18 protein-coding genes and 1 pseudogene are annotated in these 12,677 nt (G+C 42.7%); 7 read left to right on the top strand and 12 right to left on the bottom strand.

Features of this window, described 5'->3' with window-relative positions; translation table 11 throughout:
- Window positions 1-485 (bottom strand): S-adenosylmethionine:tRNA ribosyltransferase-isomerase (locus tag CDG77_RS30755; protein WP_223270068.1); only part of this gene is annotated, 485 nt, incomplete at its 3' end.
- A gap of 246 nt (window positions 486-731) precedes the next feature.
- On the opposite strand from CDG77_RS30755, the gene CDG77_RS30750 reads away from it, so the two are divergent.
- Window positions 732-1,121: a hypothetical protein gene (locus CDG77_RS30750; protein WP_094333021.1), complete on the top strand. Its 390-nt coding sequence runs from the start codon at window positions 732-734 to the stop codon at window positions 1,119-1,121.
- Between the two features lie 63 nt (window positions 1,122-1,184).
- Here CDG77_RS30750 and CDG77_RS30745 read toward each other — a convergent pair whose 3' ends face one another.
- Entirely contained in the window at window positions 1,185-1,730 is a 546-nt protein-coding gene (locus CDG77_RS30745; RefSeq protein ID WP_094333020.1) for a YraN family protein, read from the bottom strand.
- Between the two features lie 23 nt (window positions 1,731-1,753).
- Between CDG77_RS30745 and CDG77_RS30740 the strand changes: the two genes are divergently transcribed.
- Window positions 1,754-2,350 carry a pentapeptide repeat-containing protein gene (locus tag CDG77_RS30740; protein WP_223270067.1) on the top strand — a complete coding sequence of 199 codons (597 nt, stop codon included), beginning with the start codon at window positions 1,754-1,756 and terminating at the stop codon, window positions 2,348-2,350.
- An 84-nt stretch (window positions 2,351-2,434) separates the two neighbouring features.
- On the opposite strand, the gene CDG77_RS30735 is transcribed toward CDG77_RS30740, so the two are convergent.
- Window positions 2,435-2,836, bottom strand: a complete 402-nt coding sequence (locus CDG77_RS30735) for a hypothetical protein (RefSeq protein WP_094333019.1) — start codon at window positions 2,834-2,836, stop codon at window positions 2,435-2,437.
- Between the two features lie 41 nt (window positions 2,837-2,877).
- Window positions 2,878-3,027, bottom strand: a complete 150-nt coding sequence (locus CDG77_RS37035; protein ID WP_190234111.1) for a hypothetical protein — start codon at window positions 3,025-3,027, stop codon at window positions 2,878-2,880.
- Window positions 3,028-3,084: 57 nt separating this feature from the next.
- Here CDG77_RS37035 and CDG77_RS30730 point away from each other — a divergent pair, with 57 nt between their 5' ends.
- Together CDG77_RS30730 and CDG77_RS30725 are read left to right on the top strand one after the other, a co-directional pair.
- Window positions 3,085-4,095 carry a hypothetical protein gene (locus tag CDG77_RS30730; protein ID WP_094333018.1) on the top strand — a complete coding sequence of 337 codons (1,011 nt, stop codon included), beginning with the start codon at window positions 3,085-3,087 and terminating at the stop codon, window positions 4,093-4,095.
- Window positions 4,096-4,126: 31 nt separating this feature from the next.
- The gene (locus CDG77_RS30725) at window positions 4,127-4,453 is read left to right on the top strand and encodes a hypothetical protein (protein WP_223270066.1); all 327 of its coding nucleotides are present in this window, start codon (window positions 4,127-4,129) and stop codon (window positions 4,451-4,453) included.
- Here CDG77_RS30725 and CDG77_RS39235 read toward each other — a convergent pair.
- The 5 genes from CDG77_RS39235 to CDG77_RS30710 all read right to left on the bottom strand — a co-directional run bounded on the left by CDG77_RS39235 (window position 4,444) and on the right by CDG77_RS30710 (window position 7,435).
- Window positions 4,444-4,512 carry a DUF2283 domain-containing protein gene (locus tag CDG77_RS39235; protein ID WP_143857127.1) on the bottom strand — a complete coding sequence of 23 codons (69 nt, stop codon included), beginning with the start codon at window positions 4,510-4,512 and terminating at the stop codon, window positions 4,444-4,446. The genes CDG77_RS30725 and CDG77_RS39235 overlap by 10 nt on opposite strands.
- 285 nt (window positions 4,513-4,797) lie before the next feature.
- A complete protein-coding gene (locus CDG77_RS30720; protein WP_094333017.1) occupies window positions 4,798-5,124 on the bottom strand; it encodes a helix-turn-helix domain-containing protein in 327 nt (108 codons plus the stop codon).
- Window positions 5,121-5,492: a type II toxin-antitoxin system RelE/ParE family toxin gene (locus CDG77_RS30715; protein WP_094333016.1), complete on the bottom strand. Its 372-nt coding sequence runs from the start codon at window positions 5,490-5,492 to the stop codon at window positions 5,121-5,123. Before CDG77_RS30715 ends, CDG77_RS30720 begins: the two co-directional genes overlap by 4 nt.
- Window positions 5,493-5,553: 61 nt before the next feature.
- The gene (locus tag CDG77_RS37030) at window positions 5,554-5,691 is read right to left on the bottom strand and encodes a hypothetical protein (RefSeq protein ID WP_190234110.1); all 138 of its coding nucleotides are present in this window, start codon (window positions 5,689-5,691) and stop codon (window positions 5,554-5,556) included.
- Window positions 5,681-7,435, bottom strand: a complete 1,755-nt coding sequence (locus CDG77_RS30710; RefSeq protein ID WP_094333015.1) for an N-acetylmuramoyl-L-alanine amidase — start codon at window positions 7,433-7,435, stop codon at window positions 5,681-5,683. The genes CDG77_RS37030 and CDG77_RS30710 overlap by 11 nt, the downstream gene beginning before the upstream one ends.
- An 85-nt stretch (window positions 7,436-7,520) precedes the next feature.
- Here CDG77_RS30710 and CDG77_RS30705 point away from each other — a divergent pair, with 85 nt between their 5' ends.
- Both CDG77_RS30705 and CDG77_RS30700 read left to right on the top strand, forming a co-directional pair.
- Window positions 7,521-9,158 carry a CTP synthase gene (locus CDG77_RS30705; protein ID WP_094333014.1) on the top strand — a complete coding sequence of 546 codons (1,638 nt, stop codon included), beginning with the start codon at window positions 7,521-7,523 and terminating at the stop codon, window positions 9,156-9,158.
- A 123-nt stretch (window positions 9,159-9,281) separates the two neighbouring features.
- Window positions 9,282-9,704: a hypothetical protein gene (locus CDG77_RS30700; protein WP_094333013.1), complete on the top strand. Its 423-nt coding sequence runs from the start codon at window positions 9,282-9,284 to the stop codon at window positions 9,702-9,704.
- 148 nt (window positions 9,705-9,852) lie between these two features.
- Here the strand turns inward: CDG77_RS30700 and CDG77_RS30695 are convergent, their stop codons facing one another.
- The 3 genes from CDG77_RS30695 to CDG77_RS30685 form a co-directional block, all read right to left on the bottom strand.
- On the bottom strand, window positions 9,853-10,755 hold the full coding sequence (locus CDG77_RS30695) for an ROK family protein (RefSeq protein WP_094333012.1): 903 nt from the start codon (window positions 10,753-10,755) through the stop codon (window positions 9,853-9,855).
- Between the two features lie 52 nt (window positions 10,756-10,807).
- Window positions 10,808-11,017 carry a hypothetical protein gene (locus tag CDG77_RS30690; protein WP_094333011.1) on the bottom strand — a complete coding sequence of 70 codons (210 nt, stop codon included), beginning with the start codon at window positions 11,015-11,017 and terminating at the stop codon, window positions 10,808-10,810.
- Between the two features lie 75 nt (window positions 11,018-11,092).
- Window positions 11,093-11,989, bottom strand: a complete 897-nt coding sequence (locus CDG77_RS30685) for an ABC transporter permease (RefSeq protein WP_094333022.1) — start codon at window positions 11,987-11,989, stop codon at window positions 11,093-11,095.
- 268 nt (window positions 11,990-12,257) lie between these two features.
- Here CDG77_RS30685 and CDG77_RS30680 point away from each other — a divergent pair.
- Window positions 12,258-12,524: pseudogene (locus tag CDG77_RS30680) on the top strand (four helix bundle protein); the annotation flags it as partial.
- Between the last annotated feature and the right edge of the window lie 153 nt (window positions 12,525-12,677).

Here is a 12,677-nt window from a genome sequence, read left to right as displayed (position 1 = left end):
GGGGACTGGGGACTGGGGACTAGGGAAGAATCTTCCAAATCCCCATCGCCCTTAATCCCTGCTCCCCTTGCTTCAAAAATAATCTTTGTTCCCTGTTTGAAGCTTTTTCCTGGCTTAACTAAAGCTAACCAACAGTTATACTGTCGTTCTTCCAACAGCAATACCTGGATTTTCGCACCAGTAGATTTATGACCATAAAGCCGCGCTGGAATAACTCTTGTATTGTTCATAACTAACAAATCACCAGAGCAAAGCAGTGCAGGCAAATCATGGAAAATGTGGTGAGATGGTTCTATTTCAGTGCCTGTAGTGGGAGAATTAACCACCAGTAACCGGGAACTATCTCTAGGAACTGCTGGGTTTTGGGCAATGAGTTCTGGAGGTAGTTTGTAGTCATAGCCTGCTACCGAGCAATCTAATTCAAAATCTTTTTTTTGTGGGCTAGAGGTATCTTTCAAATTGGCTTGTACTAGTTTTTGCTTTATTTTAGTATTTATACTCTCTTAAAAAAGCAGGTTTGAATTTTTTCTTATATTGGAACTTTAAGGCATCTTTGCCCAATTTTGTCGCCAGGCTATAAGATTGTTACTATTAAGTAACACGGAAAAGTTAACATAAAAATTGGGTAAACCTCCCCATCTAAAAACGGGGGCTTTTACCCTACCGGGAACAGGCACTGATTGACGAAGATAGATATGTAGGATTGGCTTTGATCCCAAGCACCAACAAACATGGAATACTTGTATTATCTGGCGAATGCCAGTCTAACCCTGAGGGTCGTTCAACACCTGCACGCTAGACCCCAGACACCAGTTTCGTTCGTCACCGTAATTCATCAAATTGATGGCTGGGTGGTTAGGATCAAACTCAAAGGTCAAGTTTCGCCCCAAGAAGATGGCGACTTTCGCGCTTTTCTAAATGAATTAGGAATTAGCTACGAGCCACCAATGAGGGTGCAAATGGCACTTTGGAGTTTAGAAGCGGGACAATGCCCTGTAGAGGTGATGCGTCGCTATCAGGTAGCGATCGTTTCTCATGGTAGTCCAGAGAGAGACGAAATCGAAGCTTTCCGACAACAGTTTGTCCGGGGCTTAGGCTACTGTCCTGAAACTTTGGCGTAATGACATTTGGTTGTAACGCCACTAAAAAATCATTGGTAATCAAGATATTTTATCCATTACCAATTAACCATTATCAATCAAAGAGTCGAAAGCTGCGGGAATATATTCTTGCAGCTTAAACTTGTATCCGGCGGCTGATGAAGTTGCTAGAGCTTCCTGAGTTGCTGCAACTCCAGTCAGATTTTTTGATATCCTTTGACAGTAGACAATAGCAACATCAAATCGGCAATAATAATCTGCCTTCTCAGGGTACTGGGCTAAGAATATTCCAGCCGTCTGCGAGATTTTTACTTGCTTTTGTGGGGTGATAGCGCTTCTTCCCCCTGCATCCCAACTCCCAGAACTGCGGGTTTTGACTTCAACAAATGCCAGTAATGAGTGCTGAGTGCTGTTAACAGTAGCGGGGCATTCAGCCCGTGAGAAATTCTTCCCCCGCTCCTCTGCTTCCCTGATTATTGCATCATATTGGGCAATAATATCGATTTCTCCCCAACGGCTAGAAAAGCGACGATGGAGAATTATCCAACCAGTAGATTGCAACCATTGGGCTGCTAGGTCTTCTCCTAAATGACCAATATCTGGATAATGAGATGGAGGAAAGTTAGCCATTGACTAAAAATATCATGAATTCTATGAATTCTAGGTTAAGCGATGCCTGCGGCGGGCTACGCTTACGCACGGAGGGTTCTACACTCGATTCATCCCGAAGACAATTCGGATTGAAGTGTAAAACAAACTATCACTTTTGGGCAAATATACTCAGCTTATTCCTGTGGGGAATAGTTGGCATCACCGCAACGCTCGGTTTTGCTCCAACAGCTTTGGCACTCGAATATAATAAGGAAATTTTGGTTGAGGCTGATTTCTCAGGACGTGATTTAACAGATTCCAGCTTTACCAAAGCTAATCTTCGCCAGAGTAACTTCAGCCACGCTAATTTGAACGGTGTCAGTTTTTTTGCAGCAAATTTGGAATCTGCGAATTTGGAGGGTTCTGATTTAAGAAATGCCACTTTAGACTCGGCTCGTTTAGTGAGAGCAAATTTAACAAATGCACTTTTAGAAGGTGCGTTTGCCGCTAACGCCAGATTTGATAGTGCAATCATTGATGGGGCAGATTTTACCGATACGCTGTTGCGTCCCGATGAGCAAAAAAAATTGTGCAAACTTGCCAAAGGGACTAATCCAATCACAGGACGAGATACGCGTGACACGCTGTTTTGTCCTTAGTATTTTCTACTAGGAATTGGGCATTAAAAAGAGGCAGAGGGGAAAACTCCTCTCCCTTGCTTCTTCCCGATTCCCCATTCACAACTACCAACCACGGGCCCCAATCTTTTGACAAACAATTTTCATTCCTTTACCTGGTGAAGAATTTGCGACAAAAGGTATTTCTCCTTTCTCCTTATCCTCTTGAAGTAGCTGTCCCTCTGAACCGTAAATCGCAATGTGATTCAGAAAAAGCCGCGATTCTGTACATGATGCATCGAAGGTAGTCTCAAAGATACCTTCTCCGTACATTCCGTAAAGCTTGTATGTCGTGCCCTTAATGGTTTCTGTGTCTAGAGCTATGCTGTTGCCTAATTTATCATGCCCCACAGTGATATATCTTTGTCCATCTTGGGCGATCGCTGAAAGTGTTGGGGCAGCAATGGCACTACCATTACTTAATAAAATAGCGATCGCTCCCACCATCCCGCCAATTTTAAAATACATACGCTTTCAAAATATAAGATTTCATATATTTTTACTCGCAATCAAAGCTGTTCTGGCATGGTAGAAGCACTGAAATCGAGAACTTGAGGGCTGTTTTTGCTATCTTCTGCATGGCTCCATCTTCCGGCTTTTAACCTGCCTGGGCGATCGCATCTGATGCCCAAATGGGAACCATAAGAAAAGAAGCTCATACCATGCTTTGGTATTAAACAAAGAAACGTAATACATCACAATATATTTGTTTATCCATGTCTAACGAACAAGAGCAGAATTCCGCTTTTAACGCAGCTGCCAACATTAACGTTCACCATGCCCAATTAGAGGATTTATCTTTAAGTGCAGCCCGTAGATTATATAAAGGTGGGATTCGACCTGGTGATCCAATCAGAACCAGAGTGCAAGCCCAAGAAATGTTAGATAAAATCCCTCCATCTCAAAGAGCAGGGATTGATGGCAAATCTACTGATGCTAATACCCAAAAATATCTATCAGATAAACACGCTAGTCATATCAAACCGCATAGCAAAGGCGGCTCAAACGATCCCAAAAATATCGAGTGGGAAAACGCCAAAGATAATTTAGCTCGTGGCGATAAACCCATGACTTCGCAGGAGCAAATAAGACTAGATGCTAAATGGCATTTTGACAACCTAACAGGTGCAGTCAAAGCAGGTGTTAAAGCCGCGCCCTTTGGAGCAGCAATTGGTGTAGCGACAACAGCACCATTTTCGTTACTAGCCAACGCCCTGCGCGTAGTTCGGGGTGAAATTTCTGCACAAGAAGCCGCTATAGAAACATTGAAAGATACGGTAAAAGGCGGCACAGTTGGGGGTGTGACAGCGTTTGTAACCACAACAGTAGCAGCAGCTTGTCCACCGATTGCGATCGCTTTAACCGCAGCAGCACCAGTTTTAGCTGTTGTTGGAACTGCGGGTATGGTTTACGAGTTTTTCAAAATCCTCGATGACCATAAAAAAACTGTGAAAATCTATTATGAATCTTTAACTCAACAAGAATTAGAAAGATTAGAAGCAATTGAAAATGAACTGATTTATGAACACCAGAAAAATCTAGAGTTTTTAGCTGAAGCAGAAGCAATTAATCAAGAAATTACAAATCGTCCAATTGCACCGGGAATAGAAGGGGCTATGCAACGGTTACGCGAATCAGTCGCTATTGCCCAATCTTTAGGACTAACATCAGCAGATAGTAAATTGCTTTCTAGTTCTCAACTTCCTCATCTTCCCACAGAAAAATAGGAATTAAATTTTAGAGGATTACATAGTTTTTATGCTTCCTTTTATTTTCGGCGCTCTTGGATTAGCTGTTGGGGCTGTTGTTGGTGCTTTTACTACTCACGCTGTTGGGGAAAGTGATAGACAAGCAGCCAAGCATCATAGGACGGTTGCAAATGAACTAGCTGATAAATATACAAACTTGGAGAAAAAATACTATGAACTAGCTGATAAAACAAAAAAACAGATTTCCAATTTAACTGACCAACACACTTTAGATGAAGTTGAAAAAGATTATTTACGTTTAGCAGTTAGATTACAGCATAGTCTGATTTCTCTGAAGTGCTGTATTCCGAAAATATGCCTGAATACTTATTCATGATATCCATCGACTAGGCGAATATAAAGTGAGTCAGTTTCTTGGTCATAACTAATTTTCATAGCGTCACTTTCCTCAAAAATAAAATGTATACATAGTAATCACTACAATCTCTATCTCGCTTTCGGCAATGATTGGGGAAACTCGCAACATTGAGCAACAATTAGCTAAAAAATAGCGTTGGCGCTAGCCTTGTCGTCAGACATCGCGCTCCAGCTTCAGCAAGGTTAGAGAGCAATGCTTGGTTCTGTAAAACAGCGATCGCTTCAAAGCAGCAGAGAAGAAAAATTCTTTGAAAAACCCGAAAGTAACAAACTCCCGCACAAAATTTCTTACTTTAGTTTTTATTAACAGACTACGGTTGTACGTCCAATTGAGCGATCTTCAGGTTTGGGTTTAATTGTAATTTCTACATCATTACCCAAAATATTCAGATAGCTAATTAATCTATCAGTTGAAAACCCACTTAATCTTCCTCTAATTAATGAAGAAACTTTCGGCTGATCAATTCCTAAAATTTCACCAGCTTGCACTTGTGTTAATTTTCGACTAGCAATGATTTCACTAATTTTACGGACAAGTTCGGCTTTTACTAGTCTTTCTTCGGGATTGGGTAATCCTAAATCAGCAAACACATTCCCGCTACTAACGTAAACATTATTTTCGTTGCTCATTTTTTAGCTGTTTCCCTTGAATAATCTTCCTGAGCGTCTTTTAATCTTTTTTTAACCAAATCTATGTCTTGTTGCGGTGTAGCAATACCATGTTTTGATTTCTTTTGAAATGAATGCAATAAGTAAACAACTCCTGCAAATTTAACAGTGTAAATTGCTCTGTATGTATCCCCATCAAAATTATCTACAATTTCTAAAACGCCAGCCCCTGAAAATCCATGTAGAGGTTTTGCATCAGGATGCTTTTCACCATGTTGTGCCAAATCTAGAGCATAACCCATTACATCTTGTACATCTTCAGGAAACTCCTTTAAATCATCAAGAGCGCTTGCAATCCATTTAAGGGGTTTTTCTTGTTGTTCACTCATGTAATATCAATTATGCTAAAACTGGCATATTGTGTCAACAAGTAATTTTGTTGTATCAAATTTAATCTATCGCCATCAAATACTGATTAAATCTTGCAAGTGACTTCAGAACTAAAAAAGAGCGATGGGCTACGCCCCGCCGGAGGCGATCGCACTCCACCAATACAATACTAGTTGTAGCTGCAAATTTATTTAACACTCTTAAACCACTCAGTAATCCCCTGAGCGATCGCATCAGCCATTTTCTTTTGTTCTTCTGGGTTCACTACTTGCTCAAATTCATCAGGATTACTCATAAAGCCCAATTCCAGTAACACCGATGGCGCAGCCGTCGGGCGTGTGAGCGCCAGATTATCCCAAAACACACCGTATGAAGGTCTACCAAGTTTTTTAACTACATATTTCTGTAAAAACATTGCCAAGTTGTGGGCTTGGGGTTGATACCAAAAAGTGCCGAATCCTTTGGTTTTTTCGGCATCGCCATTATCGGGTAGAGAATTGTGATGTATGGAAAGTGCGATCGCAGGTTCTTCTTTACTAATAATTGCCTGACGTTCTGCTAGGGAAAGTTCGCGATCGTCTTCTCGCGTCATCACAACCGTTGCTCCTCGCTTCAGCAAATCGTCTCGCAGCAACTTAGATACAACCAAATTCACATCTTTTTCTAAATATCCAGTTGGGCCACTGGCACCAGTTTCTTTACCGCCATGCCCTGGATCGAGTACAATCTTGAAATTAGCTAAAGGCTTGCGTCTTGTGTTCCCGATTTTAGGCGGATGACGCAAAGCCAAAACCAGGGTTGTACCGTCATATCTCAGCTTATATCCCCACTGTTGAGCTTTTTTGAGGTTAAAGGTGTATTTTACTCGTTCTGGAGCTTCCTGTTGCCAATCTAGGCGAGAAATTAGGGGGTCATCATCCAGACGAATAATGTCAGTTTGGGCAGTGGTATTGTAAAGAGTGAGAGCGATCGCTTGCTCACTTTGTTGCACGCTCACAGGTACGGGAACTTGTAAGGGGAAAACTATCTCTGTGGCACCAGGGAGTTGACGGTATCCGACACTGCGAATTATTGTCTGTGGCGGAATTGCATTAGGAAGAATGCGGGTTTCCTGACTATTAATCCAAGCACCATAGTCTAGGCGTAACCATTCACCTTCTCTACCTGTTACTGTGGCACGTGTGCCTTTGGGCAGTGGTGTGAGTCGAGAATAATCGGTGCTTGGGCCAGTGCGAGCAACGCCTGACTCTACTGTAACCTCAGAAATTGGCAACTCTGCTCTTGAAAGGATTTGAATTTTACCAGATCCTGTTTGAGCGATGGTTTTGCCATTCAGCGTTAGTTGAAATTGAGGTTTTCCCAGATCGGCAGCTGTTGCCACTGTGGTACAACCTTGATAATCGCCTACGCTAGACTGGGCATGAGGCTGATTTTGCCCTGTTAAAGCTGCCAAATTACTTGGTAGTTGTGCCTGTTGAGGTTGGGGTGAAAGAGCAATAGTTTGATTAGCCAGGGTTACAGAGACATTGGCGTTAGGGGGTGCGATCGCGCTAAAACAAATTGGTTCTCCCGGTAATCTGGCAATGTCAACTGCGGGAGTCAAAGAATCTTTCGCAAAGGCTACCCCCTGTGGTAGTTCCGGGTTAGTGTTCAGCCGAATCACCTTAATCTTAAGTTCTTGATTTTGGCGACGCACAGTAAAAAGATTCTCCCCCAACTGCAAGGGGAAACTAGGGGAAAAATGACCGGCTTTGCTGCGAGTAATTGGCTTACTATTGATCAAAACCTGACCATCTGGTGGTGCAGTTCCCAAAAAAAAGATTTTTTCGGAACTCGTCTGGTAGTTTGTTTCGGGAAAAACGACTACAAGAGATGGCTCTGCCAATGCTATGGAGGATGTAAAAATACAGCTTAATATTACTAATCCTAAAAGTTTTTTCACGACAAAATCACAGAAGATTACACCACAACAACTGTGGCACAATGACGGGATGTATTTTTAGAAGTTATGAGAAATTCAAACTACTATGACTAAGTTTATTTTCGTAACTGGAGGCGTAGTTTCCAGTATTGGTAAGGGCATTGTAGCAGCAAGTCTAGGACGTTTGCTCAAGTCGCGCGAATATTCGGTGTCAATTCTCAAACTCGACCCTTATATTAATATCGATCCTGGCACGATGAGTCCCTTTCAGCATGGTGAAGTATTTGTTACCCAAGATGGTGCAGAGACAGATTTGGACTTGGGGCATTACGAACGCTTCACTGATACCTCAATGTCGCGCTTGAATTGTGTGACTACTGGCTCGATTTACCAGGCAGTCATCAATAAAGAGCGGCGCGGAGACTACAATGGCGGCACTGTACAGGTTATTCCTCATATTACCAATGAAATAAAAGAGCGAATTCTGCGAGTTGCTAAAAGTACAAATCCATCTGTAGTAATTACAGAAATTGGCGGTACGGTGGGAGATATAGAATCACTGCCGTTTTTGGAAGCGATTCGCCAGTTCCGTAAAGAAGTAGGACGGCAGCATGTACTGTATATGCATGTAACGTTGGTACCGTGGATTGCTTCTGCGGGTGAAATGAAAACTAAGCCAACACAACATTCAGTTAAAGAACTGAGATCCATTGGTATTCAACCAGATATTTTAGTTTGTCGGAGCGATCGCCCCTTACCCAAGGGATTAAAGCAAAAATTATCGGGATTTTGCGATGTCCCCGAAGAATGCGTCATTACTTCCCAAGATGCCAAAAGTATCTATGAAGTACCCCTGAATCTGGAACGGGAAGGAATGGCAGAACAAGTCTTGAAATTGCTGCAAATGGAGCAACGCAAACCAGATTTGACGCAGTGGCAAACCTTGGTACAAAGGTTACATACTCCCAAGCATGAGCTAGAAATTGCCATCGTTGGGAAATATGTGCAGTTAAGTGATGCCTACCTATCTGTAGTGGAAGCACTAAACCATGCTGCAATCTCCACTTATGGCAAACTGCGTCTGCGTTGGATAAACTCAGAAGATTTAGAAAATGAATCAGCCGAAACTCATCTTGGGGGTGTCGATGGCATAGTTGTGCCAGGAGGTTTTGGAGTTCGGGGGGTGGATGGCAAAATTGCCGCTATTAAATACGCACGCGATCGCCAAATTCCCTTTTTGGGTTTATGCCTGGGAATGCAATGTTCTGTAATTGAGTGGGCTAGGAACGTAAGGGGATTAACAGATGCTAATAGTGCTGAATTTGACCCTCATACAACCGATCCAGTTATTAATTTATTGCCAGGACAGCAGGAAGTTGTCGATTTAGGGGGTACAATGCGCTTGGGGCTATATCCTTGTCGTGTTCTCCCTGATACCTTAGCTTTCAAGCTTTATCAAGAAGATGTAATTTATGAACGACATCGACATCGCTATGAGTTCAACAATGCTTACCGCGATTTGTTATTAAAGTCTGGCTATGTAATCAGTGGTACTTCTCCCGATGGACAGTTAGTTGAAATTGTGGAATTACCCAAGCATCCATTCTTTCTTGCTTGCCAGTTTCATCCAGAGTTTCAATCGCGCCCTAGTAGCCCTCATCCCTTATTTAAAGGGTTTATTCAAGCAGCGATCGCTCTTTCTCTATCAGTTCCAGGTACACCAAAACCATTGGAGGTGTCATAACAATTAAAAATTAAAAATCAATTTTTAATTTTTAATTTGTACAGAGCAACATTAACTTAAGGCTTCAGTAGATTTTGACATATAGGGTGCATCATTCGTAAATTTTTGACTTGAGGAGATGTTGTGGCGTACTGGGTGAAAATCCTTTACGAGAGGAGAGAATATGTAGTGAATTTTGAACGTGTCCATGCTTTTTGTTATGAAGTAAATGGCAGAGTTACTTTTTGGCTACCCGATAGCGCCATTCCAATAGTAATTAACCCTCAAAATAACCTGGAAGACTATCAAAAAATTCTCGATTATTTAGAATGTGTGACGAGCTTAGAATTAGATCGTGCCCATTGGGTAAAAATCTGTTACGAAAAAAATGAATATGTAATTAATCTCAACTGCATCAGTTCCTTTTGTCATGAACCGAACGGCAGGATAACTTTCTGGTTGCCAGATGGCACTATTCCCATCATTATCAACCCTGTGAGTAATCCCGAATCTTATGAAAAAGTTGTGAAATACGTTTACAAGGCAACAGGATATTCTTTGTCCTAGTATTACAAATTACTTTAGCGTAGTGGTAGCGAATCCGCGTACCCCTGAAAGGAAGCTACGCGCAGCATATCGTAGAGAGACAGCATCATTACGAATTACGAATTACGTAAAGACTGATGTCTCTAGCTGGAATTGTTTGAACCATAATCTAAAACCCTGAATAGCATTGCCATGCCAACTTTGCTGCACCCACTATCCCAGCAAAATTTCCTAATTCGGCTGGCAAAATCTGTAAACCCGCTCGTGATAAAGGCTGAACTCGCTTCTCAATTTCTGCCTTCGCTGCTGGTAAGAAAAACTCAAAGCTGCCACTTATCCCACCACCAATGACGATCGCTTGCGGTGTGAGTACATAAATCAAACTCGTCAAACCAACCCCCAAATTCTTACCATACTCTTGCCAAAAAGTCAATGCTTCGGGATCTCCTTGTTGGGCAAGAATACCTAATTCGATGGGTTCCTTGAGAGTGCGGCGACGAATGGCGGTAGCCGAGGCATGTTGTTCTAAAGAGCCTTGATTGCCACTATTACAAATTGGCCCATCAGGATTTAATGAAATTAAACCCAATTCCCCGGCAGCGCCCTGATGTCCAACAAATAGTTTGCCATCTAGAATAATTGCGCCACCGACTCCAGTTCCTAGAGTTAGCAGAATCAGATTTTGCAAGTGGCGACCGGCTCCGAGCCAAGCTTCTCCCAAAAGAGCGCAGTTGGCATCGTTAGCGATCGCAGTAGGTTTGTCAGTTTTGGCTTCTAACCAATCTGCTAAAGGCACATCGAGCCATCCAGGTAAGTTAATGGCGATTTTGGCAATGCGTCCTGCGGCATCGGAGGGGCCAGGAGTCCCAACACCGATAGCAACAGTTTCATTATTTGGATCGATTTGTGCGATCGCATCTACCAGCACCGCCAACACAGCCTCCGGCGTTGTCGGTTGAGGAGCCGCCACAGTCAAAGATTGCAGACAAGTACCATCGGCTGTAAACCGCCCCAGCTTAATTGCTGTTCCCCCGACATCAATGCCAATTACTTGAATTTTGTCATTTGTCATTTGTCATTTGTCATTGGTGAACAGCAATTCCCTATTCTCCAGTTCATTTTTTTCATCCCCGATCTGTTCGCGCAGCGTCTCCCCCTGGAAGAAGACGCGAAGCTTTCAATTCCGATTTCTGTAAATTAGCAAAATTCGTGGTGCGGAAACTTGATTGCTCATGCCAACCTGTAACCGGCGCACCTCTTAAGATGCCAGCAAGGGCAACAGAAAGGATAAATCCGCCAGTAGCGGCGGCAATTAATGTCAGGTTATCTTTCACCCAAATCTCTCCAGTTATCAATTACTAGTTATCAATGATTAGTCTGTTGACTAATAAGTGTCCACTATTTACTAATTATTTTCGGATTCCATTTTCTCTCCGTAATCGGGGATTGACAAATTCGTTTAACCCTTCACCAAGTAGTGATAACCCTACCACCATGAATGTCATGGTTAAACCAGGGAAAAGTGTAGTCCACCAAATGCCAGTAGGTAGAGCTTCTAAAGCTTGTTTTAAATCATGTCCCCATTCTGGCACTTCTTCGGGAAGTCCCAGCCCCAAAAAGCCCAAACCGCCCAACACCAAAATTGCATCAGCAGCGTTGAGTGTGAATAAGACGGGTACGCTTTGAATGACGTTGAAAAATAGATAACGAGAAAGCACAACCCAAGTGGAAGCGCCCATTGCTTGAGCCGCTTCTATGAAGACTTCAGTTTTGACGCTAACGGTGTGGTTGCGAACAACGCGGTAATATTGGGGGATGTAGGCAATGCTAATCGCGATCGCTGCATTTAATATTCCCCGCCCCACTACAAAGGCTAGTGTCACAGACAGCAGTAGCCCCGGTAGAGTGTAGATGCTATCCATCATAAACAGCAACACTTTATCCAATTTTCCGCCGAGATAACCACTCAGCATCCCCAAAGGCACACCGATAATCATACTCAGCGCCGTTGCCAAAATCACCACCTGCAAGGCAGCTTGAGCGCCGAACAATGTCCGGGAAAAGACATCATAACCCAAGCGACTAGTACCAAACCAATGTTTAGCTGAGGGTGGCTCGTGGATTGGGTTAGAGAGAAAATCTTTTGGGTTTAGCAGCCATCCCCAAGCCTGGAATACGGGAGCAAAGAACGCCAGGAAGATGAAAAATAGGGTAATGACTAACCCAATGAGCATGAGTCTTTGGGAAAGATTGGAACTTTTGCCGAACTGTAAAAATGTCGGTAGTCGCCGTTTTGTAATGGCCATAAAGCGATCGCCTGGATCAAAGCTTGATACGCTGACCATTTTACATATTAGGGAGTAGGGATTGGGGATTGGGGACTGGGGACTGGGTAAAAATCTCCCATAAAATTGAGAGACTTTAGATTGAGATGATATGGCAGATAGGGGTTTTGAGTCTTTAGACTTCTATCAAGATAGCCTTAAGTTGCTAAAAGCGGCTTATAGACTAGCAAATAGTTTGCCTGATTGTGAGCGTTACAATTTGAGCGATCAATTATGAAGAGCAGCTTGCAGCGTTTTACTGAACATAGCTGAGGGTTATGGACGTTATCACTACTTAGATAGATTGCGTTTTATGTACATTGCTCGCGGCTCATTGACTGAAACCAAAAGCGCCTTCATTATTGCTGAAAGCTTAGGCTACTGCAACACAGAACAATTAAACTGGGTCAGTCAGCTTAAAGACAGGATTGAAAAAGGTCTTAACGGTTACTGTCGTTTCATTCGTTCCCAACAACAGGGTAAAGAAGAATATGGTACTCGATTAGGTGATTGGTAGATTGGTAATTGGTAATTGGGGATTGGTAATTGGTAATTGGTAATTGGTAATTGGTAATTGGATAGTTTGAGGTTCTGAGGTCGATGGACGGAGTTCTCAGAGAGATAAAAAAGTCTTGAATTTTGTTTGTCCCCAGTCCCCAGTCCCCAATCC

The organism is Nostoc sp. 'Peltigera membranacea cyanobiont' 213 (assembly GCF_002245975.1).
GTDB lineage: Bacteria > Cyanobacteriota > Cyanobacteriia > Cyanobacteriales > Nostocaceae > Nostoc.
The sequence above is the reverse complement of the archived record's forward strand: the minus strand, read 5'-3'. Positions and strand labels throughout refer to the sequence as shown.